The organism is Mycolicibacterium arcueilense, from assembly GCF_058536225.1.
Genome location: NZ_JBZTYL010000007.1, coordinates 1,157,491 through 1,184,269, shown reverse-complemented (window position 1 = coordinate 1,184,269; position 26,779 = coordinate 1,157,491). Strand labels below are relative to the sequence as shown.

Sequence of the window (26,779 nt, the reverse complement as noted above, 5' to 3'; positions counted from 1 at the left end):
AGCCTAACTGCCCGGGTCGGGTCGGCGTCAGGGCCGGTCCACCACTTTGTCGACGGCGGCCTTGGCCGCGGCCAACACGTCCACGGGATGGTCCACGAATCTCCGTGCCCAGGCCAGTGCCTCGTCGTAGACGTGGTCGGGTGCCACCATCTGGTCGATCAACCCGAGCTCCAGAGCCTCCTCGGCACCGACGAACCGACCGCTGAAAACCAGCTCCTTGGCCTTGCTGGCGCCGATGGCCTCGGCCAGCCGTGCCCCGCCCCCGGCGCGGGGCGCCAGTCCGGCCAGGATCTCGGTTGCCCCGAACTTGACGTTGTCGCCGCTGACGCGCCAGTCGGCGGCCATCGCCAGGGTCATCCCGCTGCCCAGGGCATAACCGGTGATCGCGGCCACGGTGGGTTTGGGGATGGCGGCCACGGCCTCGACGCACTGACGCAGTGCCGTGTCCGCGGCAGCCGCCTCGGCCGCGTTCAGTGTGCGCAGCTCGGGTACGTCGTCGCCGGCGCAGAAGATCTCGTGACCGCCGAACAGGATCACCACTGAGATGTCGGTGCGCTCACCCAGCTCGTGGGCGGCGGCGACGATCTCGCGGTACATCTGCCGGGTCAGGGCGTTGGTCGGGGGCCGCGACAGCATCAGGGTGCCGACGCCGTCCTGTTCCGGCGTCACCCCGGAGATCACGCTGACGAACTCGTTCATTGTGCAGATTCCCCGCCCCGGCCCAACGGCGCCCGGTGGTTCCTGGCCGCGTTGTAACGACCGCTGTCGAAGAACTCGATCTGCCAGCTGCCCTCACCGAGGGACAGGTTCGGTTCGATGGGGGCGATCTTGCGCTCACTGGCCAGCACGTCGGCTACCGATCGGCCGGCCAGTGAATTCAGCTGGGTCCAGGTCGGTGGCAGCAGGAACGAGTTGCCCTGCTCGAAGTCGTCGAGGCCGGCCTGCGGAGTGCTCCAGAAGGCGCGGTCCGTTTCGGTGTTCTCGCCGTCGGCCCGCTGCCCCTCGGGCAGGGCGCCGACGAAGAAGAAGGTGTCGTAGCGGCGGGTGCGCTCCTCTTTCGGGGTGACCCAGTTGTCCCACGGCCGCAGCAGGTCCGCCCGCAGCACGAGCTTCTCGTCGCGAAGGAAGTCGGCGAACGACAGGGAGTGGTTGGCCAGGGCGGCGCGTGCGTCGCCGTAGACGGAGGCATCGGAAATGATGCCCGGGGCCCCCGATCCAACGGAGGGCCCGGCGAACAGGACCCCGGACTCCTCGAAGGTCTCGCGGGCCGCGGCGCACACCAGCGCCTCGGCCAGTCCGGTGTCGACCCCGAGCCGTTGTGCCCACCAGTCCGGTTCGGGACCGAACCAGGCGATGTCGGCGTTGCGGTCGCGTTCGTCGACTCCGCCGCCGGGGAACACCATCACGCCGGCCACGAACTCCATCGCCGCGTGCCTGCGCATCATGAAGACTTCGATCGATTCGGCGGCGTCGCGGACCAGCATCACCGTGGCCGCTGGTCGCGGCACCAGTGGGTCGGTCGTTGTGGTCATTCACGCCTCCTATGAGCCGCCCGGCTCCTGGTTCGCCGGGCGAAGTAACGCCCGTCGATCACGTCAAGGGCGATCGACTGGCCGAACGCCTTGGACAGGTTCTCAGCAGTCAACACCTCGGTCAGTAGACCCGAGGCAACCGCCTTGCCTTCCGAGAGGATCAGCGCGTGGCTGAATCCGACCGGAATCTCCTCGACATGATGGGTGACCAGGACCATGGCCGGCGCATCGGGGTCGGCAGCGAGATCGGTCAACCGCGCCACCAGCTCCTCGCGGCCACCCAGGTCGAGCCCGGCCGCGGGCTCGTCGAGCAGCAGGAGTTCGGGGTCGGTCATCAACGAGCGGGCGATCAGGACCCGTTTGCGTTCGCCTTCGGACAGCGTTCCGTAGGTCCGCTCGGCGAGGTGTTCGGCACCGACGCTTTCCAACATGTCGATCGCCTGGGCGTAGTCGACGTCCTCGTAGTCCTCACGCCAGCGGCCGAGCACGGCGTAGCCGGCCGACACCACCAGGTCGCGCACGACCTCGTCGTCGGGGATCCGCTGGGACAGCGCCGAGCTGCTGAGGCCGACGCGAGCGCGCAGCTCGGACATGTCGGTGCGGCCCAGGCGTTCCCCGAGCACATACGCGGTGCCCGACGAGGGGTATTCGGTGGCGGCGGCGATCCGGAGCAGCGAGGTCTTGCCTGCGCCGTTGGGGCCGATCACCACCCAGCGCTCGTCGAGTTCGACGGTCCACGTGATGGGCCCGACGAGAGTGTTGCCGCCTCGCCGGAGGCTGACCCTCGCGAAGTCGATCAACAGGTCGGGGTCGGTTCCGTTTCCGTCGTCGCCGGTTGTCGAGTCGGTGAGTTCCCCTGCGGCCACTCGCTCATCGTAGTGACCGGTTCCCGTTCTGCCCGGGCGCGTCCGTCGCTGAAATCGTGGAACAACAATGACCGTGGTGTCAGCCGCAGGAACAGCTGCACGAGCGGGCCGATCCCGAAGGCATAGACCAGGGTGCCGATCCCGACGGTGCCGCCCATCAGCCAGCCCAGGGCCAGCACGGTCGCCTCAATCCCGGTGCGCACCAGTCGCACCGACAATCCGGTGCGCGCGACCAGCCCGGTCATCAGGCCGTCCCTGGGTCCGGGGCCGAGGCCGGCACCGATATAGAGCACGGTGCTGATGGCGTTGAGCACGACGGCACCGATCATCGTGGCGATGCGCAGCGGTAACGCCGACGGCGCCGGAAGTACCGCGAGGGTGGCGTCGACAGTGACGGCGATGACGATGACGTTGGCGACGGTCCCGATTCCGGGCCGGTTGCGCAGCGGGATCCAGGCCAGGAGGACCACAACGCCGACGACGGCGGAGGCCATCCCGAGCGACAGTGCGGTGTGCCGGGTGATTCCCTGGTGGAAGACGTCCCATGGGTCCAGTCCGAGACCGGCGCGCACCATCATGGCCATCGACACGCCGTAGCCGCACAGGCCGATCAGGAGCAGCGCACCGCGGGTGAATGCCGTCCTCATGCGTGGTCGGGAAATCGGACGCGGATCGCGTCGAGTTCGCTACGCACCCGGCGGGCGTCCACATCGCGGTCGCCGGCGTAGTTGCCGGGATCGTGTAGACGGCGCAGATTCTCTGCCAATCGGGAAATCCAGTTCCGTGCCATGCCGCCATGGTCTCGGCGATGTGGCTTGTCTAGCAATAGCCAGTTAGACCATACTGGCCTCATTATGTCGGCAGATATGGCTACCAGAGCCCTCGATGTGGACCTCTTGGCCCGCGAACTAGGTAACTGGCGTACCTCCAGCCAAAGTGGACCCGCCTACCTCGGCCTGGCCGACGCGATCCGGCTGCTCATCGTGGACGGCCGCGTTCCGGTCGGGTCACGCATTCCCTCCGAGCGGGCACTGGCCGAGTCCCTGCGGGTGTCGCGCACCACGGTCACGGCGGCCTTCGCCCAGCTGCGTGACGACGGTTATCTGCACGCCCGCCGCGGAGCCCGCAGCGTCACCGCGCTGCCCACCGCAGGTCACCTCCAGCCCGAGGCCACCACGCCGACGGTCAGCCTGGCCGCCGCGGCGTTGTCCGCGCCGGGCACTGCCGTGTTGGAAGCCTTCGCCGAAGCCGCCCGCGACATCGCGCCGTATCTGCGCGAGCCGGGTCACGAACTGATGGGCGTCGGCCCCCTGCGTGCGGCCATCGCCGAAAGGTATTGCGCCAGAGGGTTACCCACCGACCCGAATCAGATCATGGTGACCAGCGGCGCCCAGCACGCCATCGGGCTGATCTTGGCCAGTCACACTCAGCCCGGCGACCGGGTCCTCGTCGAGCAACCCACCTATCACGGTGCGCTGTCGGCGATCTCGACTGCCGGGGCACGGGCGGTTCCGGTCGCGCTCACCGAGGACGGTTGGGAACTCGACGCGGTACAGGCCGCACTGCGTCAGCTCGCGCCGAGCCTGGCCTACCTGGTTCCCGACAGCCACAACCCGACTGGGTTCACCATGCCCGCGGCCGAGCGAAAGCGGTTGGGGCAGATCATTTCCGATACCCGCACCCGCACCATCGTCGACGAATCGATCGCCGACATGTGGATCGACGAGGCGCCGCCTGAGCCGCTGGCGGCCTCAGTGCCCCGGAATGATCTGGTGCTGACCATCGGTTCGATGTCGAAATCGTTCTGGGGTGGCCTGCGGGTCGGCTGGATCCGCGCCGAGCGCGGAACTCTGGCCACCATCGCGGCGATCCGGCCGTCGGTGGACCTCGGTACCCCGATCCTCGAACAACTCGCGGCGGCAAAACTACTCGCGATGCGGGCCGAGGTACTTCCGGAACGGCGCGAGATCATCCGCGCCCGTCGGGAGTTCCTGGTGGCGCTGCTTTCGCGAGAGCTTCCGGACTGGCAGCCGGGGCACGGCCGTGGCGGGATGTCGCTGTGGGTGAAGCTGCCCGCGCCGATGAGCACTGCGTTGTCGGCCGCGGCCATGCGCCTGGGTCTGGATGTGCCCGCAGGCCCGCGGTTCGGTGTGGACGGCACGTTGGAGCGGTTCATCCGGCTGCCCTATGCGCTGCCGGAACCTGAACTCGAAGCGGCCGTGCACCTGCTGGTGCGGGCCTGGCACAGCATCACCGGCACGCTCAGCGCGCAACCTCAGACGTTGGTGGTCTAGTCAGCGATCAGGGCTGCTGCGACATTGCGTAGCAGGTGCTGTAGTGCTCGATGGTGCACGGGATCCCGTTCACCGTCGGCAGCTCACCGGGCCGGTTCGTGATGTTGGTTCCCCCGGCGCTGGGCGCCATCACCGGCGGTGCCACCGCGCCCATCCCGCCGCCGGACGAACCGGCCACGCACACGCCCTCGAACTTGGTCTGCACCGTTCCCGACGGGCATCGCTTGGCCTCGGCCGGGGCGGCAACCGCCAACTGACCCAGAACCGCCGCAACGGCGAACACGCCAACGACAACCGTGTGCTTCAAGTTCGCCATGCCCCACACCCTACTTCAGGGGTGAGCCGACGGGGTGTCAGTCCTCGGGGATCTCGACACGCCGCAGCACGCCGTCCTGGGCGTCGGCAGCCTCGATCTCGCCGCGGGTGACGCCGAGGATGAACAGCACGGTGTCCAGATAAGGGTGGCTCAGCGACGCGTCGGCAACCTCACGCAACGCCGGTTTGGCGTTGAAGGCGACACCGAGGCCGGCAGCCGCCAGCATGTCGATGTCATTGGCCCCGTCGCCGACGGCCACGGTCTGCTCCATGGGGACGCCGACCTGCTGGGCAAAATCGCGCAGCGCCTTGGCTTTCCCGGGCCGGTCGATGACCTGACCGATGACCCGCCCGGTCAGCTTGCCGTCGACGACCTCCAGTTCGTTGGCGGCCACGTAGTCGAGCATGAGTTCGTGGGCGAGCGGTTCGATGACCTGACGAAAGCCGCCCGACACCACGCCGCAGTGGAAACCGAGTCGCCGCAGGGTCCGGATGGTGGTCCGGGCGCCGGGCGTCAACTCGACCTGTTCGGCGACATCGTCGAGGACCGACGCGGGCAGGCCCGCCAGGGTCGCCACCCGGCGGTGCAGTGATTCGGCGAAATCCAGTTCGCCCCGCATCGCGGCTTCGGTGACGGCGGCTACCTGGGCTTCCATCCCGGCCCGGGCGGCCAGCATCTCGATGACCTCACCCTGGATCAGGGTGGAGTCGACGTCGAAGACGATGAGCCGCTTGGCCCGACGGGCCAGGCTGTAATCCTCCAGCGCGATGTCGACGCCTTCGTCGACGGCCACCTGGGCCAGTGCCGTCTGCAGTTGGCTGTAGGCCGCCCCGGCCGGCACCGACACCCGAAGCTCCAGCCCGGTCACCGGGTAGTCGGACACCCCACGGATCGTGTCGATGTTGACGCCCAGACCCGCCACGGCGCGGGCCACCACGCTGAACGCTTCGGCCGTGATCGGACGCCCCAGCACCACGATCGTGTGCGTGGACGGCTCGCGCATGACCGGCATGTCGTCGCTGCGCTCGATCGTCACGTCCAGGCCGAGGCCGTGGATGGCCGTCTCGACGTCACGGCGCAGAGACTCCCCCGCAACCGTCTCGATCGGTGCCGCGACCAGCACACCCAAGGTGAGCCGGCCGCGGACCACGACCTGTTCGACGTTGCGCAGTTCCACCTGATGGCGGGCGAGCACCTCGAACAGTGCCGAGGTGACACCGGGCTGATCGACTCCGGTGACGGTGATCAATACCGACGAGCGCTCTCGTGGAGCACCGTTCATCGATTCACCTTCGACGTGCTCACCCCCGGATGCTGCCACCCGTCAGCTGGAGCTGTCCGCAGACTCGAGCTCTGGGTGATGCGCACGGCCAACGTGGGCCTCGGCGCGCATCCGCTCGACCATGTGCGGGTAGTGCAGCTCGAACGCCGGGCGCTCCGAACGGATCCGGGGCAGCTCGGTGAAGTTGTGCCGCGGCGGCGGGCAAGAGGTCGCCCACTCCAGCGAGTTGCCGTAACCCCAGGGGTCATCGACCGTCACCGGCTCGCCGTAGCGCCAGCTCTTGAACACGTTCCACACGAACGGCAGCGTCGAGATGCCCAGGATGAAGGCACCGATCGTGGAGATCACGTTGAGCGTGGTGAAACCGTCGGACGGCAGGTAGTCGGCGTAGCGACGCGGCATCCCCTCGTCACCGACCCAGTGCTGCACCAGGAAGGTGGTGTGGAAGCCGATGAAGGTCAGCCAGAAGTGCAGCTTGCCCAGGCGCTCGTCGAGCAGCCGACCGGTCATCTTCGGGAACCAGAAGTAGATGCCCGCGTAGGTGGCGAACACGATGGTGCCGAAGAGCACGTAGTGGAAGTGCGCGATGACGAAGTAGCTGTCGGTGACGTGGAAGTCGATCGGCGGGCTGGCCAGCAGCACGCCGGACAGGCCACCGAGCAGGAAGGTGATCAGGAAGCCGACCGAGAACAGCATCGGCGTCTCGAACGTCAGCTGGCCCTTCCACATCGTGCCGATCCAGTTGAAGAACTTGATGCCGGTCGGGACGGCGATCAGGAACGTCATGAAGGAGAAGAACGGCAGCAGGACGGCGCCGGTGGCGTACATGTGGTGTGCCCACACGGCCACGGACAGGGCCGCGATGCTGATGGTGGCGTAGATCAGCGTGGTGTAACCGAAGATCGGCTTGCGGCTGAACACTGGGAAGATCTCGGACACGATGCCGAAGAACGGCAGCGCGATGATGTACACCTCGGGGTGGCCGAAGAACCAGAACAGGTGCTGCCACAACAGGACGCCGCCGTTGGATGGGTCGTAGATGTGAGCGCCCAGGTGGCGGTCCGCAGCCAGGCCGAACAGTGCGGCGGTCAGGATCGGGAAGGCGATCAGGACCAGGATCGAGGTCACCAGGATGTTCCAGGTGAACACCGGCATGCGGAACATCGTCATACCGGGTGCACGCATGCAGACCACGGTCGTGACCATGTTGACGCCACCGAGGATGGTGCCCAGACCACCGACGGCCAGACCCAGGATCCAGAGGTCACCACCGGCGCCCGGCGAGTGGATGGCATCGGTCAGCGGCGAGTACGCCGTCCAACCGAAGTCCGCGGCACCGCCGGGAGTGATGAAGCCGCCCATGGCGATCAGCGCACCGAACAGGAACAGCCAGAACGACAGGGCGTTCAGCCGCGGGAACGCCACGTCGGGCGCACCGATCTGCAGCGGGAGCACCAGGTTGGCGAACCCGAACACGATCGGGGTGGCGTAGAACAGCAGCATCACCGTGCCGTGCATGGTGAACAACTGGTTGAACTGCTCATTGCTCAGGAACTGCAACCCGGGCATCGCCAGCTCCGTACGCATGAACAGAGCCATCAGACCGCCGATGAAGAAGAAGGCGAAGCAGACGACGCAGTACATGATGCCGATCAGCTTGTGATCGGTCGTCGTGATGAGCTTGTAGATCAGGTTGCCCTTGGGGCCCATCCGTTCCGGAAAAGGACGACGTGCCTCGAGTTCTCCGATTGGGGGCGCTTCGGCTACCAAGAGATCCTCCAAAGATTCGTCGGGAAATCCCGCATATCGACCTGAATCCTAACGCTCCCGAAGGCTTGAGCGCCCGTGGGTCCTACAAACTGTCGTACTGAGTCGCCCCGCGGAGTCGCGACTTTCGATGGCGAGGCCCTGACCAGCGGCAAGGCTGTGAATGTTACGGTCGGCCGGTGCTGATGAACCGACCCCGCGCCGCAGTCGCGGTGATCGCTGCGGCCGCGACACTCGCCAGTGGATGCGGTTCGGCGGAGCAGACGTCGCAGTCGCAGACGTCGATCTCTACCAGCGTCACCAAGATCGCAGATTCCGGCGTGCTGGGTAATCAGCGCAAGCCCGACGAGTCCTGCGCAGCGGAGCCCGCCGCCGCCGATCAATCGGCGCGGGAGGTCCGCAACGCACGCGCCGAGGGCGGTGACATCCCGGAGTCCACCGAGGTACGCGGCGACCCCCAGCGCATCGTGGCACTGTCCGGCGACCAACTGGACGCGTTGTGCGCGTTGGGCCTGCAGTCCCGGATCGTCGCCGCCGCACTCCCGGAGGGTTCGTCCGAGCAACCGTCTTACCTGGGTGGCGTCGTGCACGGGGTGGCGCCGGCCGGTTCGCGGAACGCGCCGGACCTGGATGCCGTCAAGGCGGCCAACCCTGATCTGATCCTGGGCTCGGCGGCTCTCACTCCGGCGTCTTTCGGCGCCCTGTCGGCGATCGCCCCGACGGTGTTCACGGGTGCACCGGGCGCTGCCTGGCGGGACACGTTGCGCGCGGTGGGCGCGGCGACGGGTCGCGCCGACGCCGCCGCCGACCTGATCGGGAAGTTCGACGACGCTGCCCGCGACACCGGTGCGAAGAACGACGCCCCACACTTCCAGGCTTCGGTGGTGCAGCTGACCGAGAACAGCGTCCGGGTGTACGGGGCCGACACCTTCCCCGGCAGCGTGCTCGCCGCAGTGGGGTTGGATCGCCCTGCCGCGCAACGGTTCACCGACAAGCCTTACGTCGAGCTGGGGACGACGGACGCCGACTACCGCATCGCCGACGCGGACATCGTCTACGTCTCGTTCACGTCCGCGGCCGCTCGGGACAACGCGCCCAAGATCCTGCAGGGCTCGGCGTGGCGGGATTTGTCGGCAGCCAAGGACAACCGGGTGTTCGTGGTGAACAACGAGGTCTGGCAGACCGGGCAGAACATCGTGGCCGCCCGCGGCATCCTCGACGATCTGCGCTGGGTCAACGCCCCGATCAACTAATCTCACGGACGTGTTTCACGTCCTCACCACCACGTACACCCAACCAGCCGACGTCGTCGACCAGACCCGTCCCGCCCACCTGGCGTGGCTCGAGGAGGAAGTCGCCGCGGGCCGCATCGTGCTGGCGGGGCGTCTGGAATCGGCGACCGGTGCGGTGCTGATTACCGGAGACCTCAGCGAAGAAGAGGTCGAGGACGTGATCGCGCGCGATCCCTACACCCTGGCCGGACTCATCCGCTGCGAGCGGGTCTCCTTCAACGGGTCGTTCCGCGCACCTGGGCTGTGATGCCCGTCCCGGTAATCATCCGGGAGATATGTCACAGGCGGTAGCGGGATTACCGCCGCCGCCTGCGTCGTTGCACGCTCCGGACTGCCGTCACAGGCAGTGATCAGTTAACCGGACTAATCTTTTCCGGGATACGTACAGACGACGAGCAAAGAGGGCTTTGATGAGCACTGTTTACGCCTACGCCGCCAACTCGGCGACGGAACCGCTGGCCAAGACCACGATCACCCGCCGCGAGGTAGGGCCGCATGATGTGGCCTTCGACATCCACTTCGCCGGCATCTGTCACTCCGACATCCACACGGTGAAGGCCGAATGGGGCACCCCGAACTACCCGGTGGTCGCCGGGCACGAGATCGCCGGTGTCGTCACCGAGGTCGGCTCCGAGGTCACCAAGTACAAGGTCGGCGACCATGTCGGTGTCGGCTGCTTCGTCGACTCCTGCCGCGAGTGCGACAACTGCAAGGCCGGTCTTGAGCAGTACTGCACCGGCAGCGGCATGATCGGCACCTACAACGCGACCGGGCGCGACGGCACCCCCACCTACGGCGGGTACAGCGGCGCGATCGTCGTCGACGAGAACTACGTCCTACGCATCCCCGACAGCATCCCGCTGGACAAGGCCGCTCCCCTGCTGTGCGCGGGCGTCACCCTGTTCTCGCCCCTGCGCCACTGGAACGCCGGGCCGGGTAAGAAGATCGCCGTGATCGGCCTCGGCGGCCTGGGCCACATGGGCGTCAAGCTCGCGCACGCGATGGGCGCGCACGTCACCGTGCTGTCGCAGTCGCTGAAGAAGATGGAAGACGGCCTCCGACTGGGCGCCGACGAGTACTACGCGACCAGCGACCCGGACACCTTCCGCAAGCTGACCGGTCAGTTCGATCTGATCCTCAACACCGTGTCGGCGAACCTGGACCTCGGCGCCTACCTGGGCCTGCTCAAGACCGACGGGACCCTGGTCGAACTCGGCGCGCCGGAAAAGCCGCTGGTGGTGCCGTTCTTCCCGCTGGGCGCCTACCGCCGCAGCCTGTCCGGTTCGATGATCGGCGGGATCCCGGAGACCCAGGAAATGCTCGATTTCTGTGCCGAGCACGACGTCACCCCGGAGATCGAGGTCATCCAGCCCGATTACATCAACGAGGCCTACGAGCGCGTGCTCGCCAGTGACGTGCGGTACCGCTTCGTGATCGACACCGCCTCGCTGCGCGGCTGAGTCGCGGCTTCGTCAACGCCGTGGAATGCGGTCACCCTGGTGACCGCATTCCGCGGCGTTGTGCGTTATCCGGCTTCTGAGTCCTGGTCGGCGCCGGACTGCAGCTCGACACCGGCCAGCGGCCAGCCCGCGGCGGCCAGTTTTGCCGCCACCCGCGCGATGTTCTCCGGGCCGGCGTCGTGGTCGGTGACTTCGGCGATGAATTCCGCGATGTCGTCGCGGTCGATGGGATGGTCGATGTCGGCAGGCGCTGCGGCCTCAGCGAGGTTGCGCACCACCTCGGCCACCTGCTCCTCGGTGAGCGGGGTGGCCCGCAGCAGCGCGAGCAACGGCACGCGGTCGGTGCCCGGGACCCCTTCGGGGTAGCCGGCACGCAGCCAGTTCAGAACCGAGATCAGCAGCGACTTGGTTGACACCCGGTAAGTTTCGCGGCTGCCCGGCCAACCCACCACTGGACGCGCCGACAGTTGGCAGGGCATTCATTCGTGATTCACCACCAAAAACAATCCCGCTGAGCGCAACCGGTGACTGACTCCCAGTGCCCGGGCATCCTCGGCACAGTGACTCGTGTGATCCGTTTCAACGCCTTCGACATGAACTGCGTCGCCCATCAGTCCCCGGGGCTGTGGCGCCATCCGGAGGATCAGTCCTGGCGCTACAAGGACATCACCTACTGGACCGAATTGGCGAAGTTGTTGGAGCGCGGGCGTTTTGACGGACTGTTCATCGCCGACGTGCTGGGTACGTACGACGTGTACGGGGCCAGTGATGAAGCGGCGATCCGCCAGGCCGCGCAGATCCCGGTGGGCGACCCGATGCTGCTGGTGTCGGCGATGGCACTCGTGACCGAGAACCTGGGCTTCGGCATCACCACCGGAACAGGATTCGAGCATCCGTATCCCTTTGCCCGACGGATGTCGACCCTGGATCACCTGACCAACGGTCGGGTCGGGTGGAATGTCGTCACCGGATATCTTCCTGCTGCGGCGCGCAATATGGGCCAGACCGATCAACCGGCGCACGATGCGCGCTACGACCACGCCGACGAGTACCTCGAAGTCCTCTACAAGCTGTGGGAGGGCTCCTGGGAGGACGGCGCGGTGGTGCGCGACGCCGAACGCGGCGTCTTCACCGACCCGGCCAAGGTGCATCACATCGGCAACTCCGGAACACATTTCAGCGTTCCGGGGGTCCATCTGGCCGAACCGTCGCTGCAGCGAACCCCGGTCATCTACCAGGCCGGCTCCTCGCCGCGTGGCGTCCGCTTCGCCGCCGAGAACGCCGAAGCCATCTTCACCGCTGCTCCCACCAAAGCGCTTCTGCGGGAGACGGTTTCCACGATCCGGGCCGAGCTCGAGTTGGCCGGCCGAGACCCGTATTCGGCCAAGATCTTCAACCTCACCACCATCATCACCGGCGAGACCGACGAGGAAGCCCACGCCAGGCATGCCGAGTATCTGGCCTACGGTGATCCCGAGGGCGCACTGGTGTTCATGTCCGGGTGGATGGGCGTGGACCTGGCCCGCTACGGCCTCGACGAGCCGATCGGCAACGTCGATTCCAACGCAATCCTGTCCGCGGTCAAGGCATTTCAGTCTGCATCGGACAAGGGTGGCGAGTGGAACGTCCGCGATATCGCCGAATGGGGTGAGATCGGCGGCATGGGACCGCGCATCGTCGGGTCGGGCGTGCATGTCGCCGACACCCTGCAGGAGTGGGTCGAAGAGACCGACGTCGACGGCTTCAACCTGGCGTATGCGATCACACCGGGGTCGTTCGCCGAATTCATCGACCATGTCGTACCCGAACTCACCGCGCGCGGCGCCTACCAGACGGAATATGCCCCGGGCACCCTGCGCAACAAGCTCCTCGGCAACGGCGACCGTCTGGCCGAGGAACACCGCGGTGCCAGTTACCGTGTGGGCGGGCGGAATTCGACGATCACCGAGCGTCCGTCGACCCTGCCGTCCTCGTCGGCTTCGACGGCTGCCCAGCCCGCCCGGGGCCGGTAGATCTGGTCACCCGGAGATTCTCAACGCGGGGCAGCCTGGACGTTCGTGGGTTGCGGCCCGAGTGTCGACGCCGGCAGCTGGGTCTCTTCCACGCCCGGGGTGTTGAGCTGACCGGCCAGCCACGGCAGTGAGGCGCCGAGGGCGTTGGCGGCGAACGCCCAGTCATGGCGCCCCGGGGCGGTCTGCACCGAGCACGTGATCGCTTGGGCGCGGGCCGCATTGCACAGTGTGCTCGCGGCGACGTCCTGGGCCTCGGGATTGGCTGTGGGATCGCGAGTGGTCCCGCGCTGCGAGATCGGCACCTCGAACCACGCCGTCACATCGGAGTACGGACCGTGTTTCTGCATGATGGTGACCGGATCGTAAGCCGCCCAGGCGTCGGCATCTCCGCCGAACAGCCTGCTGATGGTCTGCGCCTTGTCCCCCGCGTTCGGACGTAGGTCACCGGCGATGTCGATGAACGACCGGAACATGTCGGGGTGCATCAGGGTGAGATCCACCGCGCAGGTGCCACCCATCGACCAGCCTGCGATCCCCCACCCGTCACGATCGGCACGCACGCCGAAGTTCGAGATCAGGTACGGGACCACGTCCTTGGTCAGGTGATCGGCGGCGTTGCCCCGGGTTCCGTTGACGCATTCGGTGTCGTTGGCGAATGAGCCGGTGGCGTCGACGAACACGAACACCGGAGCGTTGCCGCCGTGGGCTGCCGCGAATCCGTCGAGGATGCCCAGCACGTTGCCTGCGCGCAACCAATCGGCCGGGGTGTTCAGTTGCGAGCCGATCATCATGATTGTCGGAAGCTGCGGCGGCGGGGTGCTGGCGAACCACGCCGGTGGGAGGTAGACGAGTTCGGTGCGGTGGCTGAACCCCGAAGTCTGCGAGTCGATGGTCACCGGCACCAGAACACCGCTGGGTGGCCGGAAGTGCGCCAGTTGCATCTTCGTCACGGTCAGGCGGTCGGTCTGTCCCGGCAGTGGGCTCGAGGTGAGCTGCTTCCACATGCCGTCCACCGTCGGGAAGTATCCGACCCAGATATTGAGGGTGAGTGCGCAGGCCAGCCCGCAGGCCCCGATCGCCACCACCGATGCGGTACGGCGCCACCATCGCGCACTCATCCAACCCACCACCGCGACACCGAATGCCAGGGCGGTCAATGCGATCCAGACCCAAAGTTCAGGTGGTCCGGCGTTGCCTGCCACTCCGATCGAGTCGATGTACCAATACGTCAGACCCGCCAGCACTGCCGCCGCGAGCACCAGTGCGGGCAACAACCGGGTGCGCCATCGCGGCGTGCGCCAGCCCACGGCGGCTCCCAGCAGCAGCGCAGCGATCAGCTGAACGACAACCGGGAACCAGCCGTGGATCAGCGAGATCTGCGCAATGAGCTGGTGCATCAGCTCTCTTGATATCAGCGCCAGCTGTCAGCTCACTGGAGGGATGCTGAGTGGGCGTCAGGTGGGACCACCGCCACCTGCCGAAAAAGCGGGCGGACGCCACGGACTCGCGCGGCGCGTCTAACGTCCGACTAGGAGCTCCATACAGCCACTCCGAGCACCATTCCGGCGATCATGCAGCCGGCGGACGCGGCGATGGCGATCGGCGCAAAGCGTTCCTTCTTCGTCAGGCCGACGGCTCCGAGGATAAGGCCGGCAGGTCCGAACAAGATCGGGCAGAAAAGTACTGAAACACCCGCGCACACAAAGGCAATGATCGAGAAGAGGTTGGACGGTGATGCCGCATTCCCATATTGGTCCGGTGGCGGTGGCGGATAATGTTGCGGATACTGTGGCTGCCCGACAGGTTGCGCATACTGCGGCTGCTGCTGCGGCAGAGGCGGATACGACATCTGGGCGGGTGGCGGCGCATACGGCGGAACATTGGTGGTCTTCCTTCGGCGCTCGGACGTCCAGCTCTGGCCGTCCCAACGACGTTCTGAGCCAGGCGAACCATCCGGATCGTCGTACCAGCCAGGTGGCATTGCCGCAGTCATCTCAGCACCATATCCGGTTGCAGCCCCACGTCATCGAAGGTTTCGTGGGTTATCTCAGCGACCAACTGCATGCCAGGACGCGACGACTTAAGGTGACCTGATGAGCATGAGAATGCTGGTGGCCCTGGTAAGCGCTGCAATCGGCGCCGGCCTTGGTGCCCCCGGGTTGGCTGCAGCAGACCCACCGCCGCCTCCTCCCCCGCCGCCACTCAATCTCAACGCGCTGACGCCGGTGAAGCCGTCAGACTTCGCGATGCACAACGGCGAGTACTACGCCTTCGCGGTACCCGGCGACATCGCGTGCGCGATCGGCCGCGGATCCGGCAAATATGGCTGCAGCGGTCCCCTGCCCGCAGCACCGGACGGGGCCAACGCGGTGACCGGCGCACAACAGGGACCACCGACGTTCATGAACGACAACCGGCCGCTGTTCGTGTTCGACGGGTTGCCCAACCGGTTGCTGCCCGGATCGCGCATCAGCTTCCGCAACGTGACCTGCGGGACCGACGGCACGGTGACGGTGTGCAGCAACTCCTTTGACGGGGCCGGGTTCGTTCTCAGCCCCGCCGGCAGCTATGTCCTCGACGTGAACAACCCACTGCTGCTCAACACCGGCGAGGGCCGCAACCCGTACGCCAACTAGTTAGAAGTCCCAGTCCTCGTCTTCGGTGTTGACGGCCTTGCCGATCACGTACGACGAACCGGAGCCCGAGAAGAAGTCATGGTTCTCGTCGGCGTTCGGTGACAGCGCGGACAGGATCGCCGGGTTCACGTCGGTCTCGTCCTTGGGGAACAGTGCCTCGTAGCCGAGGTTCATCAGCGCCTTGTTGGCGTTGTAGCGCAGGAACTTCTTGACGTCCTCGGTCAGCCCGACCTCGTCATAGAGATCCTGGGTGTACTCGACCTCGTTGTCGTAGAGCTCGAAGAGAAGCTCGTAGGTGTAATCCTTGAGCTCCGTACGCTTTTCCTCGTCCAGCAGCGCCAGCCCGCGCTGGTACTTGTAGCCTATGTAGTAGCCGTGCACGGCCTCGTCGCGGATGATCAGCCGGATCATGTCGGCGGTGTTGGTCAGCTTGGCCCGGCTGGACCAGTACATCGGCAGGTAGAAGCCCGAGTAGAACAGGAAGCTCTCCAGCAGCGTGGAAGCCACCTTGCGCTTCAGCGGTTCGTCACCCTTGTAGTACTGCATGACGATCTCGGCCTTGCGCTGCAGGTTCGGGTTTTCCTCCGACCAGCGGAACGCGTCGTCGATCTCGGCCGTCGAGCACAGCGTGGAGAAGATGTTGCTGTAGCTGCGGGCGTGCACCGACTCCATGAAGGCGATGTTGGTGTAGACGGCTTCCTCGTGCGGGGTCAGCGCATCGGGGATCAGGCTGACGGCGCCGACCGTGCCCTGGATGGTGTCCAGCAGCGTCAGACCGGTGAACACCCGCATGGTGAGCTGCTTCTCGTGCGCTGTGAGGGTGCCCCAGGACGGGATGTCGTTGGACACCGGCACCTTCTCCGGCAACCAGAAATTACCGGTGAGCCGATCCCAGACCTCGGCGTCCTTCTCATCCTGGAGACGGTTCCAGTTGATCGCTGAGACACGGTCGATCAGCTTCATGCCTTCGCTCACCAGAACCCCATTTCACCAGGTTGTTTTGTTTGCCGGACGGCACCCACGACACTACCCCTGGGGCTAAGCCCCAGCGGGGACCCCAGTATCTAGTGTTTTCGTGTCGTGCCCGGCATGGATGAAATCGAACTCCGCCGGATCCAGCTTGCGCGTTGCCAGCCAGTACTGCCAGGTCATGCCGCTCCACAGGGTCCGATTGACTCCGTGAGCATCCATGTACCAGCTCCGGCAACCTCCGGTATTGAACACGGTGTCGGCCAGATCGCGTTGCAGCTCGGCATTGAACTCCGTCTGGGCGCGTGGACTGGGCGACAGCGCGGCGGCCCCGGCGTGGTCGACGGCGGCGATCGCCTGGCCGACGTAGCGGATCTGCGATTCGATCATGAACACCACCGAGTTGTGGCCCAGTGCGGTGTTCGGCCCGAGCAGGAAGAACAGGTTCGGCATACCGGACACCGCAATGCCGCGGTGGGCTGACATCCCCTCGCGGTTCCAACGATCCACCAGATCCTCACCGCCGGCGCCCTTGATGTCGACGTAGGTGTAGGAGTCGGTGACGTGGAAGCCGGTGGCCCACACGACCACATCCGCCGGATGCTCGACGCCGTCGGCGGTGACGATGCCGGTCGGCGTCATCCGAGTGATCGCCTCGGTGATCACCTGGGCCTTGGGGTTGGCGATCCCGCGGTAGTACTTGTCGGAGTTGAGGATTCGCTTACATCCGGCGCGGTAGCTCGGGGTGAGTTTGCGGCGCAGTTCCGGGTCCTTGATGCTGCGGTTGATGTTGTAGCGGCCCATCGCCTCGCCGATCTTGAGCAGCCGCGGCTGCTGAGTCATGGCGAAGCCGACGCCCTCGTGGATCCAGTAGATGGCGGCACGCATGGCCGCACGGGTGCCGGGGACATAGCTGAACACGCGCCGAATCCATTGCGGGAACTTGTTGTTCACCCGCGGCATCACCCACGCCGGGGTGCGCTGGTAGAGGTGCAGCTCGGCGACGTCCTTGACGATCTCGGGCACGATCTGGATGGCGCTGGCGCCGGTGCCGATCACTGCAACCCGCTTGCCGGTGAGGTCGACGCTGTGGTCCCACTCCGCGGAATGGAAAGCCGCTCCGGCGAAATCCTCGCGCCCCTCGATGTCGGGGATCTGCGGGATGTGCAGGCCGCCGGCCCCGGACACCAGGAACTGGGAGACGAACTCCTGGCCGGTGTCGCTGAACACGTGCCAGCGCAGTTCCTCTTCGTCCCAGTGCGCGCGGTCCACATGGGTGTTGAACCGGGTGTAGCGGCGCAGCCCGTACTTGTTGGCCACGCCCAACAGGTACTCCTGAATCTCGGGCTGGAACGACCACATGTGGCTCCAGTCCGCCTTCGGTTCGAAGGAGAACGAGTACATGTGCGACGGGATGTCGCAGGCACACCCCGGGTAGGTGTTATCGCGCCACGTCCCACCGAACTCGTCGGCCTTCTCCAGGACGAGGAAGTCGACGCCTCGGCGTTGCAGTTCGATCGCCATCCCCATGCCCGAAAACCCGCTGCCGATGATCAGGGCGCGGGTGTGGATGGGTTGCTGACCCTGTGAGGGTTGGGCAGCCGTCATAGCTCAGGTCCTTTTCTGGGAACGGCGGTACCGGATATTTCCCAGTCTCCGGACGTGGGAGTCAGCTGTCAACGAGGCGATCAGCTGGCGTGCTGGCGACGCTGGACACCTTCATGCAGCGGCAGGTCCGGGTCGATCCAGATGCCGAGCAGTTCGCAGGTGCCGTTGATGGAACCGACCATGATGGTGGTCAGGTGGTTGACGAACTCCTCGGCCGGCATCCGGCGCGGGCTGTCCTCATCGGTGCCCAGCCACCAGTCCGTGGCCGACGCGCACGCACCGAACGTGGCGAATGCCGCCAGTTCGATCGCGGCCCCGTCCAGTTCCATCTCGCGCAGTTCGTTGGAGAACATGTCGGCCATCGCCAGGGTGATGCCGCGGCCCTCATTGAGTGCGCGCATGGTCGATTCGCTCTGTTCGGCGAACCGGCCCTGGATCAGGAACCGCAACACGTTGGGGTGCTCGTCGACCAGCAGCACGTACTGCTCGACGCTGCGCCGGATGACCTCGCGGGCCGGGTCGGCCCCGAGGTTGATCGCCGGGAAGATCGCTGACCACAGCATGTCGCGCAGTCGCTCGCCGATGGCCTGGAACAGATCGGACTTGTCGGCGAAATGACGGTAGATCTTGGGCTTGGCAGTACCGGCCTCTTCGGCGATCTCCCGCAGGCTGACCTCGGGTCCCAACCGGTCGATCGCCCGGAACGAGGCGTCGACGATCTCGGACCGCACCTTCTTACGGTGCTCACGCCAGCGCTCGCTACGGGCGTCAACCTTGACGCCCGGGCCATCGCTGGAATGTGATCTCGACGTTCGCCGCACGCGATCACTGTACCTGTCCTGATAGCGCTGACCTGCCCAGACCGCCCTACAACACGCGGTTTTACCGTTTGACCCGGGCGTTCGCCCGTCACGCCACCGACAGCCGGCTTGGGTACTATCGCAGCCACAGTCAACCGATGAGACGAGGCTCATGACGCAGCGATACGACCTGGTCATAGCAGGTGGCGGCCCATCAGGGTCGGCCGCGGCGTGGCAGGCCGCTCAGACCGGCGCGAAGGTGCTGGTCCTCGACAAAGCGGAGTTCCCCCGCGACAAGCCGTGTGGCGATGGACTCACCGCCCGTGCGGTGAGCTATCTGCAGAAGATGGGCCTGGCCGACGAGGTGGCCAAATTCCATCGGGTCAACAAGGTGACCGTATTCAGCCCCAGCGAGTGGGAACTGTCCTTCCCGCGCCGCCCCGGCATGCCCGACCACGGCCACACCGTGAGCCGCACCGAACTCGACACGCTGCTGCTCAAGCACGCCGAGTCGACGGGCGCCGAGGTCCGCCAGGGCGCCGAGGTTTCCGGTCCGGAATTCGACGCCAAGGGCCGCGTGGTCGGCGTGGTGCTCAAGAGCGGTGAGAAGGTCTACGGCGACGCGGTCATCGCGGCCGACGGCGCCTACTCCCCCATCAAGCGGGCCCTGAAGATCGACTCGGAGTACAACGGGTACTCGGCCATCGCGATCCGGTCGGAGATGCACGCCAACCGTCCCGACTCCGACGCGTTCGAGATCTACCTCAAGCTGTTGTTCCAGGGTGATCAGCTGCCCGGCTACGGCTGGGTCTTCCCGATGGGCGGAGGCCGGTTCAACATCGGCCTGGGTTATGTGAACAGCTACAAGAACTGGCAGTCGATCAACGCCACCCAGTTCCTCGGCGACTTCCTGCGGACCCTGCCCGCCGAATGGGAACTGCCGCCGATCGAGGAACTCAAGAAGAACAAGAGTGTGCGGGCCTGGCGATTGCCCATGGGCTTCACCGCGTGGCCGCCGTGGCGTCCGGGCGTGCTGTTCGTCGGGGACTCGCTGGGCGCCGGCAAGCCGGTGTCCGGTGCCGGTATCTCCAAGGCCCTCGAGTCCGGTCTGACCGCAGGCGAGTGCGCGATCGCCGCGCTCACCAACGGCGGGCCCGACGACTTCACGAACTATGAGCAGCGGATGCGCGCGGCGTGGGGGCGCGAGTACCGCCGTGGCCGCTTCTTCAACAAGCTAGCCGGGATGCCTGCGGTCGCCGGTGCGGGCCTGAAGGCGTTGGACAACCACACCTTCCGTGACATGCTGCTCAAGTCGCTGTACAAGAAGGCGCAGAGCCCGCAGCACACCTAGGGCGTGGGTCTCGACGTTTGGCCCGAGCGTGGGGTTTGGACACGGATTCTCACCGGAATTCGCGTGCAGACCCCACGCTCGTGTTCGGCCGGGTGTCAGAATGTCGGCAGTCGAGCGAGCGAGGGAGACCATGGCAGCATCGGGCCGACGGGTAGGCGCAGAGACGTCGAAAACCAGGGACGTGTTGCTCGACTGTGTCGAGAAGATGATGCTCGAAGACGGCTATGCCAGCGTCACCTATCGCGCGTTGGCCACCAAGGCCGGAGTCACCCCGAGCCTGGTGCAGTACTACTTCCCCGTGCTGGACGACATCTTCATCGCCGCGATCTCACGCTACTCGCAGCGAAACGTGGAGTACCTGAACAAGATCCTGGCCAAACGCACCGAGGATCCGCTGCGCGCGCTGTGGGAGTACAACTGGGACGAAGCCACGGGCGCGCTGATGACCGAGTTCATGGCGCTCGGCAACCACCGTAAATCGATCCAGGCCGAGATCGCCTCGGTGACCGAGAGTGCCCGCAAGGTCCAATTGGACGCATTGACGGGCAAATTCGGCGAAGACGCCCGCCCCTTCGGCAATCTGTCTCTGCCGGCGCTGCAGTTGCTGATCTCGAGCCTGCCCAAATTCCTCAACCTCGAGAAGGGCATCGGCGTACAGACTGCCCACGCCGAACTCACCCAGGTCTTCGAGGATTATCTGGACACCATCGAACCCCGCACCGTCCCGGCCAAACGTTCCACCCCGGCCAAGCGGCGCACGAAAAAGACTGGTAGCTAGAAGCACCAAGGTCACTCGGGGTCGCGGCAACACCCCTCGAATTTCGAGGTGCTATACAGGCGACGTCATGCTCATTCTGGTCGGAGACGGTCCAGACCCTGTGAAGCACAAGCGCATTCAGCGCTACGTCATCGACCGGTCATCTGTCGACCCACCAATTCCATGCGATAGAACGCTTTACCAGTAACGCTCGGCAGCGGCCCAGCGACGTCAGCGGTCCGCACTCGAACAGCGTGCGCATCGCCTCGCGACGATCACCCAATTGGCCGCCAGAAGTCAACGCCGATACCGCCTTCCTCGAGCGCCGGATGTGCTATACATTCGTACAACACTTCGATCGTATACCCCCTCCGAAAGGACCGCAGCCCCGATGACGAACACCGATGACTTCGAGCAGCTACACCGGCGGGTGCAGTACCTGGAGGACCGGACCGCGATCCTGGATTGCGTGATGAACCAGTCCCGGGGCCATGACCGCCACGATGCCGAACTCATGGGCAGCGTCTACTTCGAAGACGGGGTGGACGAGCACGGGCCGACGGTCAAAACCGGTCCCGAATACGGTGAATGGGCCAACGCGGCGCACACCGCGGTGTTCGAGGACCATCTGCACAACATCACCACCCACACCTGCGAGGTCGACGGCGATGTCGCCCACGCCGAGAGCTACGTCATCGGCGCCATGCGCGCCAAGGGCGGCAAGATCGTGTCCCTGATGGGCGGCCGCTACATCGACCGTCTGGAGCGCCGCGACGGGGTCTGGAAGATCGCGCTGCGACGGTGCACCATCGAATGGATGATGAACGGCGACTCCTCACTGCTGAACTCCGGCGCAGTGGCCGGGTTCATCAAGGGCAGCTGGGACAAGACCGACGCGTCCTATCACCGGCCGCTTTCCATGGACGGTGCACCGGTCAACCGCTGGTAACTCGCCATGGAACTCAACGGCAGAGTTGCACTCGTGACCGGCGGCGGGTCGGGCATCGGCCGCGCGTCGGCACAGCGGTTCGCTGCCGAAGGGATGCGGGTCTGTGTAGTCGACATCGACGAAGGGGCGGCGCACGAAGTCGCCCGGTCGTGCGATGGATTGGGTTTCGCCTGCGATGTGTCCGACCCAGCCCAGGTCGAGGCCGCCTTCGCGCGCTGCGCCGAGGAGCTGGGCGGCGTGGATCTGGCGTTCCTCAACGCAGGCATCACGATCCACTGGTCCGGTGACATCGGATCGCTCGATCTGGACCAGTACCGGAGATCGGTCGGCGTAAACCTGGACGGAGTGGTGTACGGCGCGGTCGCGGCCGTCAAGACCATGCGATCGCACGAGGGCGCCACGGAGCGCGCCATCCTGGCGACGGCCTCGCTGGCCGGGCTGACGCCGTGGCATCCCGATCCCGTTTACAGCCTGGGCAAGCACGGCGTGGTCGGGTTCATGCGGTCCATCGCCCCCAACCTGGCGCCCGAGGGGATTGCGGTGCACACCGTCTGTCCGGGAATCACCGAAACCGGCGTGCTCGGAGACCGGCGCAAGCTGGTCGAACGGATCGGCGTGCCGGTGATGGAACCCGAAACGATTGCCGACGCGGTGCTGACCGCGGCGACCGCACCGCCGGAAACCACCGGGTCATGCTGGGTGGCCCAACACGGAAAGCCATCCTGGCCAATGACTTTCACCGAAGTCACCGGCGCCGACCTTCGCTTGAACGTACCGGTCACCCCGAGGACGAAGATATGACCAACTACGACTACATCATCACCGGCGCCGGTTCGGCCGGTTGCGTACTCGCCAACAGGCTGTCTACCGACCCAGCGGTATCGGTCTTGCTGATCGAGGCCGGCGGCGGTGACAGCAGTCCGGTGTTCAGCATCCCGAAGGGCTCGGGGTTGGTGTTCGAGAATGAGAAGTACACCTGGCAGTACCAGACCGTGCCGTTCGGACCGAGTTCGCATGTCGAGACCTGGATGCGCGGCAAGCTGCTCGGCGGGTCGAGTTCGGTCAACGGGATGATCTACAACCGCGGCAACCGGGCCGATTACGACGAGCTGGAGCGGCTCGGCAACCCCGGCTGGGGTTGGGATCAGATGCTGCCGATCTTCAAATCCTTCGAGGACAACGAATTCGGGCCGTCAGCGACTCGCGGTGCCGGCGGTCCGCTGCACATCTCGGTTCCGCGTGATCCCGACCCGTTGTGTCAGGAAATGCTGGCCGCCGGGGTGAAGGCAGGCTTGAAGGAAGTCCAGGACATCAACGAATCCGACGAAGAGCGGATCGGCTACGCCACCTCCACCATCAAGAGCGGTCGGCGGGTCAGCGCGTCGCGAGCCTTCCTCAAGCCGGCCATGTCCCGGCCGAACCTCACTGTGCTCACCAAAACCTCCGTCGACCGCATCCTGTTCGAATCCGGTAGAGCGGTCGGGGTACTCGCCCGAAACCGCCGAGGTAGCACCGAGATCCGGACCTCCCGCGAGGTGATTGTCTCGTTGGGCAGCCTCAACAGCCCGAAGTTGCTGCAGCTGTCCGGCATCGGCCCCAAGAATGTCCTGACGGCCGCGGGCGTCCAGGTCTATCTGGAGCGTGACCGGGTGGGCCGCGGTATGCGGGAACACCGTTGTGCCGCCATGCGGTTTCGGCTCAACGCCGATCTCGGTTACAACCGGCAGCTGTCGGGCAATCTCGCCCAGGCGATGACCGGGGCCAGGTATCTGGCCACCCGCAAGGGGCCGCTCGCAGCACCGTCGTTCGATCTCATCGCATTCGTCAAGTCCCGGCCGGACGCCGAGCGGGTCGATGCCCAGTTGATGCTCGGGCCGTGGACCATCCCGCCGTACAACACCGGCGAACCGGTCAAGATCGAACGGACGGCGGGCGCGTCCTGTCTGGGTATGGCGCTGCGTCCCACAGCCGAAGGACGTTGTGAGATTACCGGATCCGATCCGGCTGCCGCGCTGCTGATCGATCCCAATTATCTCGGCTCCGACGAGGATCGGCAGACCACGGCCAACCTGCTGCGCAAGATGCGGGAGATCTTCGGGCAAGAACCGATCGTCGACCGGATCGGTGGCGAGACCTATCCAGGATCTGCCGCGACAACCGACGACGAACTCGTCGATGCCGCCCTCGACGGCGGCTACAGCGGATATCACGCCATCGGTACCTGCGCCATGGGACCGGATGACGATGCCGTGGTGGACAGCCGACTGCGGCTTCGCGGTGTGGACGGTCTGCGTGTTGTCGACTGCTCGGTGATGCCGACCATGGTGGCAGGCAACCTCAACGGACCGATGATGGCGATGGCCTGGCGGGCCGCCGACTTCATCCTGGAAGATCTGGCGTGACAACAGAACCGGCGCCGGTCCGTCCGCGAGGGCTGGACCGGCGCCGTTTCACGTGGCTGCCCTCACATGACGGCGAACCCAGCGTCGACCGGTAGCGACACACCGGTGATATAGCGGGCCTTCTCCCCCGACAAGAACACCACCGCATTGGTGACGTCGAGCGGTTCGACGAACAGCCCCGGCATCAAATTCCCGATCACCGCGCTGGAATCAGGGTTCGCTTCGAAGACCGCCGCCATGTGTTGGTTGAAAATCATCGGGGTGGCCACCCCGATCGGGTGTACCGAGTTCACCCCGGATTTCGGCCAGCGCCACCGCGTGGCTGCGGCCCTGCCCGCGTGCGGCGCCGGTGATGACCGTGACGTGGCGTCCTGGTGACGTCATTGCTGTTCCTTTCGCTCAGCCGACGATGGCCGGCATGGTGTCCCAGCCACGCACAGTCGAGGTCCGCGACCGGCGAGCTCCGGACATGTCGATCTCCCACGTCGGCCAGCGCTTGAGCACTTCTTCGAGCGCGACCCGACCCTCCAGACGCGCCAGTGGCGATCCGACGCAGAAATGCGGGCCGCGACCGAAGGTCAGGTGTCCGCCGGGCTTACGGTGGATGTCGAAGCGGTCGGGCTCGTCGAATTGGCGCTCATCCCGGTTGGCCGACGCCAGCATCATCAACAGCGCGCTACCGGCGGGCACCACCCGGTCCTGGAACTTGACATCGTCGGTCGCGACGTAGCGCGCCACATGCGGCCCCGGCGGCTCGTAACGCAGCAATTCCTCGATCGCCGTGGGAATCAGGGCGTGGTTTTCGGCGAGTTCCTTTCGCTGGTCGGGGTGTTCGGCCAACACCTTGCCCATCCACCCGAACAGCCGGCCGGTCGTCTCCACCCCCGCCCCGGCCACCACGGCTAGGAAGACGATGAGCTCCTGCTTCGCCAACTTGCGGGTGGTGCCGGTCTCGTCCTCGAACTCCACATTGAGCAACTCGGTGATCAAATCGTCGGAGGGATTCTTCTCCCGCCATTCGACGTATTCGCCGAACATCTCACCGGTGAAGTAGTGATCCTTGTCGATCCGCATCGGCTTGCCCGGTTCGTTGCGCAGCGTCTGGTTGGCGTGTTCACGCACCGCGGGTTGTTCGGCATCGGGGATGCCCGCCAGCATGCCGATCGTCCGCATCGGGAGTTCCGCACCGAGATCCTCGACGAAGTCGAAGCGGTCGCCCCCGACGAGCGGATCAAGGCACGCCACGCAGAAGGCCCGGATCTTTTCTTCGACGGCGCGCATCTTCTTCGGGGTGAAGGCTCTGGCCACGATCGCCCGATGAATCGTGTGCAGCGGTGGATCCTCGTTGATGAAAATCCCGGGCGGCATCACCGGATCGGTCAGGACGACCTCAAGGATGTCACCCTTCGCCGAGCTGAGCCGGGCCGTGTCCTTCAGTGCCGCATCGACGTCCGCGTAGCGGCTGATGCCCCAGAAGTCGTGGCGCTCGTTGTAATACACCGGGGCCTCGTCCCGCAGCCGACGGTAGGTCGGATAGGGATCGATATCGATGTCGACATCCCACGGGTCGTAATAGAGGTCGCTCATGGCCATTTTCTCCTCAAAGTCAGCACGAGTGTAGGGCAATGCCATACATTCGTACAGCATCCACTTGTGCCGTCGCGCCCTTCCGCTATACATTCGTACAGCGGATGCGATCGAGGGCACAGGAGGTTGAGGTATGGGCCGGGTAGCAGTGGTCACCGGTGGTGGATCGGGGCTGGGGCGGTCGATCGCCGTCCGACTCGCCGCCGACGGCAAAGATGTTGCGGTCCTTGACCTCAACGCGGAAGCAGCGGACAAGGTGGCCGCCGAGATCCAGGCGGTCAGCGGCCGGGCGATAGCCCTCGGTGTCGACGTATCGGACGAGGAGGCCGTCACACAGGCCTTCGACTCGGTCCGCGGTGAGCTGGGCCCGGTCGAGATCCTGGTGACGAGCGCAGCCATCTCCGGATTCAGCCGTCTCGACAAGATCACCCTCGACCAGTGGAACCGCTATCTGGCGGTCAACCTGACCGGGACGTTCCTGAGCATTCGAGCCGCCCTGCCCGACATGCTCAGCGCTCAGTGGGGACGCGTCATCACCATCTCTTCGGCCGCCGGACAGAAGGGCGCTCAAGGACAGGCGCACTATTCCGCGGCCAAGGGCGGTGTCATCGCGCTGACCAAGACCGTGGCCCTCGACTATGCCGCCAAGGGCATCACGGCCAACACCGTACCGCCGTTCGCCATCGAAACGCCCATGCTGCGCGAGCAGCAGGCCGCCGGAAAGTTGCCCCCGGACAAATTCCTCAACCAGGCGATCCCGGCCGGCGCGTTGGGCAGCCCCGAGGACGTAGCGGCGGTGTGTTCCTTCCTGGCCGCCGATGACGCCGGATACGTCACCGGACAGGTGATCGGCGTCAATGGCGGCGCCGTCACCTGACTCAAACCCCTTGAATCACCCA

28 protein-coding genes are annotated in these 26,779 nt (G+C 65.8%); 12 read left to right on the top strand and 16 right to left on the bottom strand.

Annotated elements, in window-relative coordinates:
- Window positions 1-27: 27 nt before the first annotated feature.
- Genes AC4LGL_RS09945 through AC4LGL_RS09925 form a run of 5 tightly spaced genes read right to left on the bottom strand, consistent with a single transcriptional unit; the run spans window position 28 to window position 3,188 of the window.
- Window positions 28-699 carry an enoyl-CoA hydratase gene (locus AC4LGL_RS09945; protein ID WP_491838564.1) on the bottom strand — a complete coding sequence of 224 codons (672 nt, stop codon included), beginning with the start codon at window positions 697-699 and terminating at the stop codon, window positions 28-30.
- Entirely contained in the window at window positions 696-1,532 is an 837-nt protein-coding gene (locus AC4LGL_RS09940) for an NUDIX hydrolase (RefSeq protein WP_491838563.1), read from the bottom strand. The genes AC4LGL_RS09945 and AC4LGL_RS09940 overlap by 4 nt, the downstream gene beginning before the upstream one ends.
- Window positions 1,529-2,398, bottom strand: coding sequence for an ABC transporter ATP-binding protein (locus AC4LGL_RS09935; protein WP_491838562.1), 870 nt, complete (start codon window positions 2,396-2,398; stop codon window positions 1,529-1,531). Before AC4LGL_RS09935 ends, AC4LGL_RS09940 begins: the two co-directional genes overlap by 4 nt.
- Window positions 2,329-3,045: a membrane protein YczE gene (yczE, locus tag AC4LGL_RS09930; protein ID WP_491838561.1), complete on the bottom strand. Its 717-nt coding sequence runs from the start codon at window positions 3,043-3,045 to the stop codon at window positions 2,329-2,331. The genes AC4LGL_RS09935 and yczE overlap by 70 nt, the downstream gene beginning before the upstream one ends.
- On the bottom strand, window positions 3,042-3,188 hold the full coding sequence (locus tag AC4LGL_RS09925; RefSeq protein ID WP_085980426.1) for a hypothetical protein: 147 nt from the start codon (window positions 3,186-3,188) through the stop codon (window positions 3,042-3,044). Before AC4LGL_RS09925 ends, yczE begins: the two co-directional genes overlap by 4 nt.
- A 64-nt stretch (window positions 3,189-3,252) precedes the next feature.
- Between AC4LGL_RS09925 and yczR the strand changes: the two genes are divergently transcribed.
- Window positions 3,253-4,692 (top strand): MocR-like transcription factor YczR, encoded by a 1,440-nt coding sequence (gene yczR, locus AC4LGL_RS09920; RefSeq protein ID WP_491838560.1) that lies wholly within the window; start codon window positions 3,253-3,255, stop codon window positions 4,690-4,692.
- A gap of 7 nt (window positions 4,693-4,699) precedes the next feature.
- Here yczR and AC4LGL_RS09915 read toward each other — a convergent pair whose 3' ends face one another.
- The 3 genes from AC4LGL_RS09915 to ctaD are packed head-to-tail and all read right to left on the bottom strand — an operon-like array spanning window position 4,700 to window position 8,060.
- Window positions 4,700-5,008: a hypothetical protein gene (locus AC4LGL_RS09915; protein ID WP_055112661.1), complete on the bottom strand. Its 309-nt coding sequence runs from the start codon at window positions 5,006-5,008 to the stop codon at window positions 4,700-4,702.
- 37 nt (window positions 5,009-5,045) lie between these two features.
- The gene (serB, locus tag AC4LGL_RS09910; RefSeq protein ID WP_491838559.1) at window positions 5,046-6,290 is read right to left on the bottom strand and encodes a phosphoserine phosphatase SerB; all 1,245 of its coding nucleotides are present in this window, start codon (window positions 6,288-6,290) and stop codon (window positions 5,046-5,048) included.
- A gap of 42 nt (window positions 6,291-6,332) precedes the next feature.
- A complete protein-coding gene (gene ctaD, locus AC4LGL_RS09905; protein WP_491838558.1) occupies window positions 6,333-8,060 on the bottom strand; it encodes an aa3-type cytochrome oxidase subunit I in 1,728 nt (575 codons plus the stop codon).
- Window positions 8,061-8,236: 176 nt separating this feature from the next.
- Between ctaD and AC4LGL_RS09900 the strand changes: the two genes are divergently transcribed.
- The 3 genes from AC4LGL_RS09900 (at window position 8,237) to AC4LGL_RS09890 (ending at window position 10,809) form a co-directional block, all read left to right on the top strand.
- Window positions 8,237-9,310, top strand: a complete 1,074-nt coding sequence (locus AC4LGL_RS09900) for an iron-siderophore ABC transporter substrate-binding protein (protein ID WP_491838557.1) — start codon at window positions 8,237-8,239, stop codon at window positions 9,308-9,310.
- 10 nt (window positions 9,311-9,320) lie between these two features.
- A complete protein-coding gene (locus tag AC4LGL_RS09895; RefSeq protein ID WP_491838556.1) occupies window positions 9,321-9,596 on the top strand; it encodes a YciI family protein in 276 nt (91 codons plus the stop codon).
- 163 nt (window positions 9,597-9,759) lie between these two features.
- A complete protein-coding gene (locus AC4LGL_RS09890; RefSeq protein ID WP_491838555.1) occupies window positions 9,760-10,809 on the top strand; it encodes an NAD(P)-dependent alcohol dehydrogenase in 1,050 nt (349 codons plus the stop codon).
- Between the two features lie 65 nt (window positions 10,810-10,874).
- Here the strand turns inward: AC4LGL_RS09890 and AC4LGL_RS09885 are convergent, their stop codons facing one another.
- Entirely contained in the window at window positions 10,875-11,225 is a 351-nt protein-coding gene (locus AC4LGL_RS09885; RefSeq protein WP_491838554.1) for a DUF3349 domain-containing protein, read from the bottom strand.
- 144 nt (window positions 11,226-11,369) lie between these two features.
- Here AC4LGL_RS09885 and AC4LGL_RS09880 point away from each other — a divergent pair, with 144 nt between their 5' ends.
- Window positions 11,370-12,821 carry an LLM class flavin-dependent oxidoreductase gene (locus tag AC4LGL_RS09880; RefSeq protein ID WP_491838553.1) on the top strand — a complete coding sequence of 484 codons (1,452 nt, stop codon included), beginning with the start codon at window positions 11,370-11,372 and terminating at the stop codon, window positions 12,819-12,821.
- Between the two features lie 20 nt (window positions 12,822-12,841).
- On the opposite strand, the gene AC4LGL_RS09875 is transcribed toward AC4LGL_RS09880, so the two are convergent.
- A complete protein-coding gene (locus AC4LGL_RS09875) occupies window positions 12,842-14,218 on the bottom strand; it encodes an alpha/beta hydrolase (protein ID WP_491838552.1) in 1,377 nt (458 codons plus the stop codon).
- A 131-nt stretch (window positions 14,219-14,349) separates the two neighbouring features.
- The gene (locus tag AC4LGL_RS09870; protein ID WP_491838551.1) at window positions 14,350-14,814 is read right to left on the bottom strand and encodes a DUF2510 domain-containing protein; all 465 of its coding nucleotides are present in this window, start codon (window positions 14,812-14,814) and stop codon (window positions 14,350-14,352) included.
- Between the two features lie 100 nt (window positions 14,815-14,914).
- Here AC4LGL_RS09870 and AC4LGL_RS09865 point away from each other — a divergent pair, with 100 nt between their 5' ends.
- A complete protein-coding gene (locus AC4LGL_RS09865; protein WP_491838550.1) occupies window positions 14,915-15,457 on the top strand; it encodes a hypothetical protein in 543 nt (180 codons plus the stop codon).
- Here the strand turns inward: AC4LGL_RS09865 and nrdF are convergent, their stop codons facing one another.
- The 3 genes from nrdF to AC4LGL_RS09850 all read right to left on the bottom strand — a co-directional run bounded on the left by nrdF (window position 15,458) and on the right by AC4LGL_RS09850 (window position 18,855).
- Window positions 15,458-16,420: a class 1b ribonucleoside-diphosphate reductase subunit beta gene (nrdF, locus tag AC4LGL_RS09860; RefSeq protein WP_055119916.1), complete on the bottom strand. Its 963-nt coding sequence runs from the start codon at window positions 16,418-16,420 to the stop codon at window positions 15,458-15,460.
- Between the two features lie 75 nt (window positions 16,421-16,495).
- A complete protein-coding gene (locus tag AC4LGL_RS09855) occupies window positions 16,496-18,034 on the bottom strand; it encodes a flavin-containing monooxygenase (protein WP_491838549.1) in 1,539 nt (512 codons plus the stop codon).
- 80 nt (window positions 18,035-18,114) lie between these two features.
- Window positions 18,115-18,855: a TetR/AcrR family transcriptional regulator gene (locus tag AC4LGL_RS09850; RefSeq protein ID WP_039318236.1), complete on the bottom strand. Its 741-nt coding sequence runs from the start codon at window positions 18,853-18,855 to the stop codon at window positions 18,115-18,117.
- Between the two features lie 151 nt (window positions 18,856-19,006).
- Here AC4LGL_RS09850 and AC4LGL_RS09845 point away from each other — a divergent pair, with 151 nt between their 5' ends.
- From AC4LGL_RS09845 to AC4LGL_RS09825, 5 genes are all read left to right on the top strand, one after another.
- Entirely contained in the window at window positions 19,007-20,185 is a 1,179-nt protein-coding gene (locus AC4LGL_RS09845) for a geranylgeranyl reductase family protein (protein WP_491838548.1), read from the top strand.
- Window positions 20,186-20,315: 130 nt separating this feature from the next.
- Complete coding sequence (locus AC4LGL_RS09840; RefSeq protein ID WP_491838547.1) at window positions 20,316-20,963, top strand: TetR/AcrR family transcriptional regulator; 648 nt, start codon at window positions 20,316-20,318, stop codon at window positions 20,961-20,963.
- Between the two features lie 370 nt (window positions 20,964-21,333).
- Complete coding sequence (locus AC4LGL_RS09835; RefSeq protein ID WP_491838546.1) at window positions 21,334-21,891, top strand: nuclear transport factor 2 family protein; 558 nt, start codon at window positions 21,334-21,336, stop codon at window positions 21,889-21,891.
- A gap of 6 nt (window positions 21,892-21,897) precedes the next feature.
- Window positions 21,898-22,692 (top strand): SDR family oxidoreductase, encoded by a 795-nt coding sequence (locus AC4LGL_RS09830; protein ID WP_491838545.1) that lies wholly within the window; start codon window positions 21,898-21,900, stop codon window positions 22,690-22,692.
- Window positions 22,689-24,293, top strand: coding sequence for a GMC family oxidoreductase (locus AC4LGL_RS09825; RefSeq protein WP_491838544.1), 1,605 nt, complete (start codon window positions 22,689-22,691; stop codon window positions 24,291-24,293). Before AC4LGL_RS09830 ends, AC4LGL_RS09825 begins: the two co-directional genes overlap by 4 nt.
- 62 nt (window positions 24,294-24,355) lie before the next feature.
- Here AC4LGL_RS09825 and AC4LGL_RS09820 read toward each other — a convergent pair whose 3' ends face one another.
- Both AC4LGL_RS09820 and AC4LGL_RS09815 read right to left on the bottom strand, forming a co-directional pair.
- Window positions 24,356-24,586 (bottom strand): SDR family oxidoreductase, encoded by a 231-nt coding sequence (locus tag AC4LGL_RS09820; RefSeq protein WP_491838543.1) that lies wholly within the window; start codon window positions 24,584-24,586, stop codon window positions 24,356-24,358.
- 106 nt (window positions 24,587-24,692) lie between these two features.
- Window positions 24,693-25,880, bottom strand: coding sequence for a cytochrome P450 (locus AC4LGL_RS09815; protein ID WP_491838542.1), 1,188 nt, complete (start codon window positions 25,878-25,880; stop codon window positions 24,693-24,695).
- A gap of 133 nt (window positions 25,881-26,013) precedes the next feature.
- On the opposite strand from AC4LGL_RS09815, the gene AC4LGL_RS09810 reads away from it, so the two are divergent.
- Window positions 26,014-26,757 carry an SDR family NAD(P)-dependent oxidoreductase gene (locus AC4LGL_RS09810; protein WP_491838541.1) on the top strand — a complete coding sequence of 248 codons (744 nt, stop codon included), beginning with the start codon at window positions 26,014-26,016 and terminating at the stop codon, window positions 26,755-26,757.
- Window positions 26,758-26,779: the final 22 nt, after the last annotated feature.

Coding starts and splice junctions, on each gene's coding strand:
- AC4LGL_RS09915 (WP_055112661.1), bottom strand. CDS start 5,008: ATGGCGAACTTGAAGCACACGGTTGTCGTTGGCGTGTTCGCCGTTGCG.
- AC4LGL_RS09870 (WP_491838551.1), bottom strand. CDS start 14,814: ATGACTGCGGCAATGCCACCTGGCTGGTACGACGATCCGGATGGTTCG.
- AC4LGL_RS09830 (WP_491838545.1), top strand. CDS start 21,898: ATGGAACTCAACGGCAGAGTTGCACTCGTGACCGGCGGCGGGTCGGGC.
- yczR (WP_491838560.1), top strand. CDS start 3,253: ATGTCGGCAGATATGGCTACCAGAGCCCTCGATGTGGACCTCTTGGCC.
- AC4LGL_RS09875 (WP_491838552.1), bottom strand. CDS start 14,218: ATGCACCAGCTCATTGCGCAGATCTCGCTGATCCACGGCTGGTTCCCG.
- AC4LGL_RS09890 (WP_491838555.1), top strand. CDS start 9,760: ATGAGCACTGTTTACGCCTACGCCGCCAACTCGGCGACGGAACCGCTG.
- AC4LGL_RS09925 (WP_085980426.1), bottom strand. CDS start 3,188: ATGGCACGGAACTGGATTTCCCGATTGGCAGAGAATCTGCGCCGTCTA.
- AC4LGL_RS09835 (WP_491838546.1), top strand. CDS start 21,334: ATGACGAACACCGATGACTTCGAGCAGCTACACCGGCGGGTGCAGTAC.
- AC4LGL_RS09845 (WP_491838548.1), top strand. CDS start 19,007: ATGACGCAGCGATACGACCTGGTCATAGCAGGTGGCGGCCCATCAGGG.
- AC4LGL_RS09855 (WP_491838549.1), bottom strand. CDS start 18,034: ATGACGGCTGCCCAACCCTCACAGGGTCAGCAACCCATCCACACCCGC.
- yczE (WP_491838561.1), bottom strand. CDS start 3,045: ATGAGGACGGCATTCACCCGCGGTGCGCTGCTCCTGATCGGCCTGTGC.
- AC4LGL_RS09840 (WP_491838547.1), top strand. CDS start 20,316: ATGGCAGCATCGGGCCGACGGGTAGGCGCAGAGACGTCGAAAACCAGG.
- AC4LGL_RS09940 (WP_491838563.1), bottom strand. CDS start 1,532: ATGACCACAACGACCGACCCACTGGTGCCGCGACCAGCGGCCACGGTG.
- AC4LGL_RS09815 (WP_491838542.1), bottom strand. CDS start 25,880: ATGAGCGACCTCTATTACGACCCGTGGGATGTCGACATCGATATCGAT.
- serB (WP_491838559.1), bottom strand. CDS start 6,290: ATGAACGGTGCTCCACGAGAGCGCTCGTCGGTATTGATCACCGTCACC.
- nrdF (WP_055119916.1), bottom strand. CDS start 16,420: ATGAAGCTGATCGACCGTGTCTCAGCGATCAACTGGAACCGTCTCCAG.
- AC4LGL_RS09865 (WP_491838550.1), top strand. CDS start 14,915: ATGAGCATGAGAATGCTGGTGGCCCTGGTAAGCGCTGCAATCGGCGCC.
- AC4LGL_RS09825 (WP_491838544.1), top strand. CDS start 22,689: ATGACCAACTACGACTACATCATCACCGGCGCCGGTTCGGCCGGTTGC.
- AC4LGL_RS09945 (WP_491838564.1), bottom strand. CDS start 699: ATGAACGAGTTCGTCAGCGTGATCTCCGGGGTGACGCCGGAACAGGAC.
- AC4LGL_RS09810 (WP_491838541.1), top strand. CDS start 26,014: ATGGGCCGGGTAGCAGTGGTCACCGGTGGTGGATCGGGGCTGGGGCGG.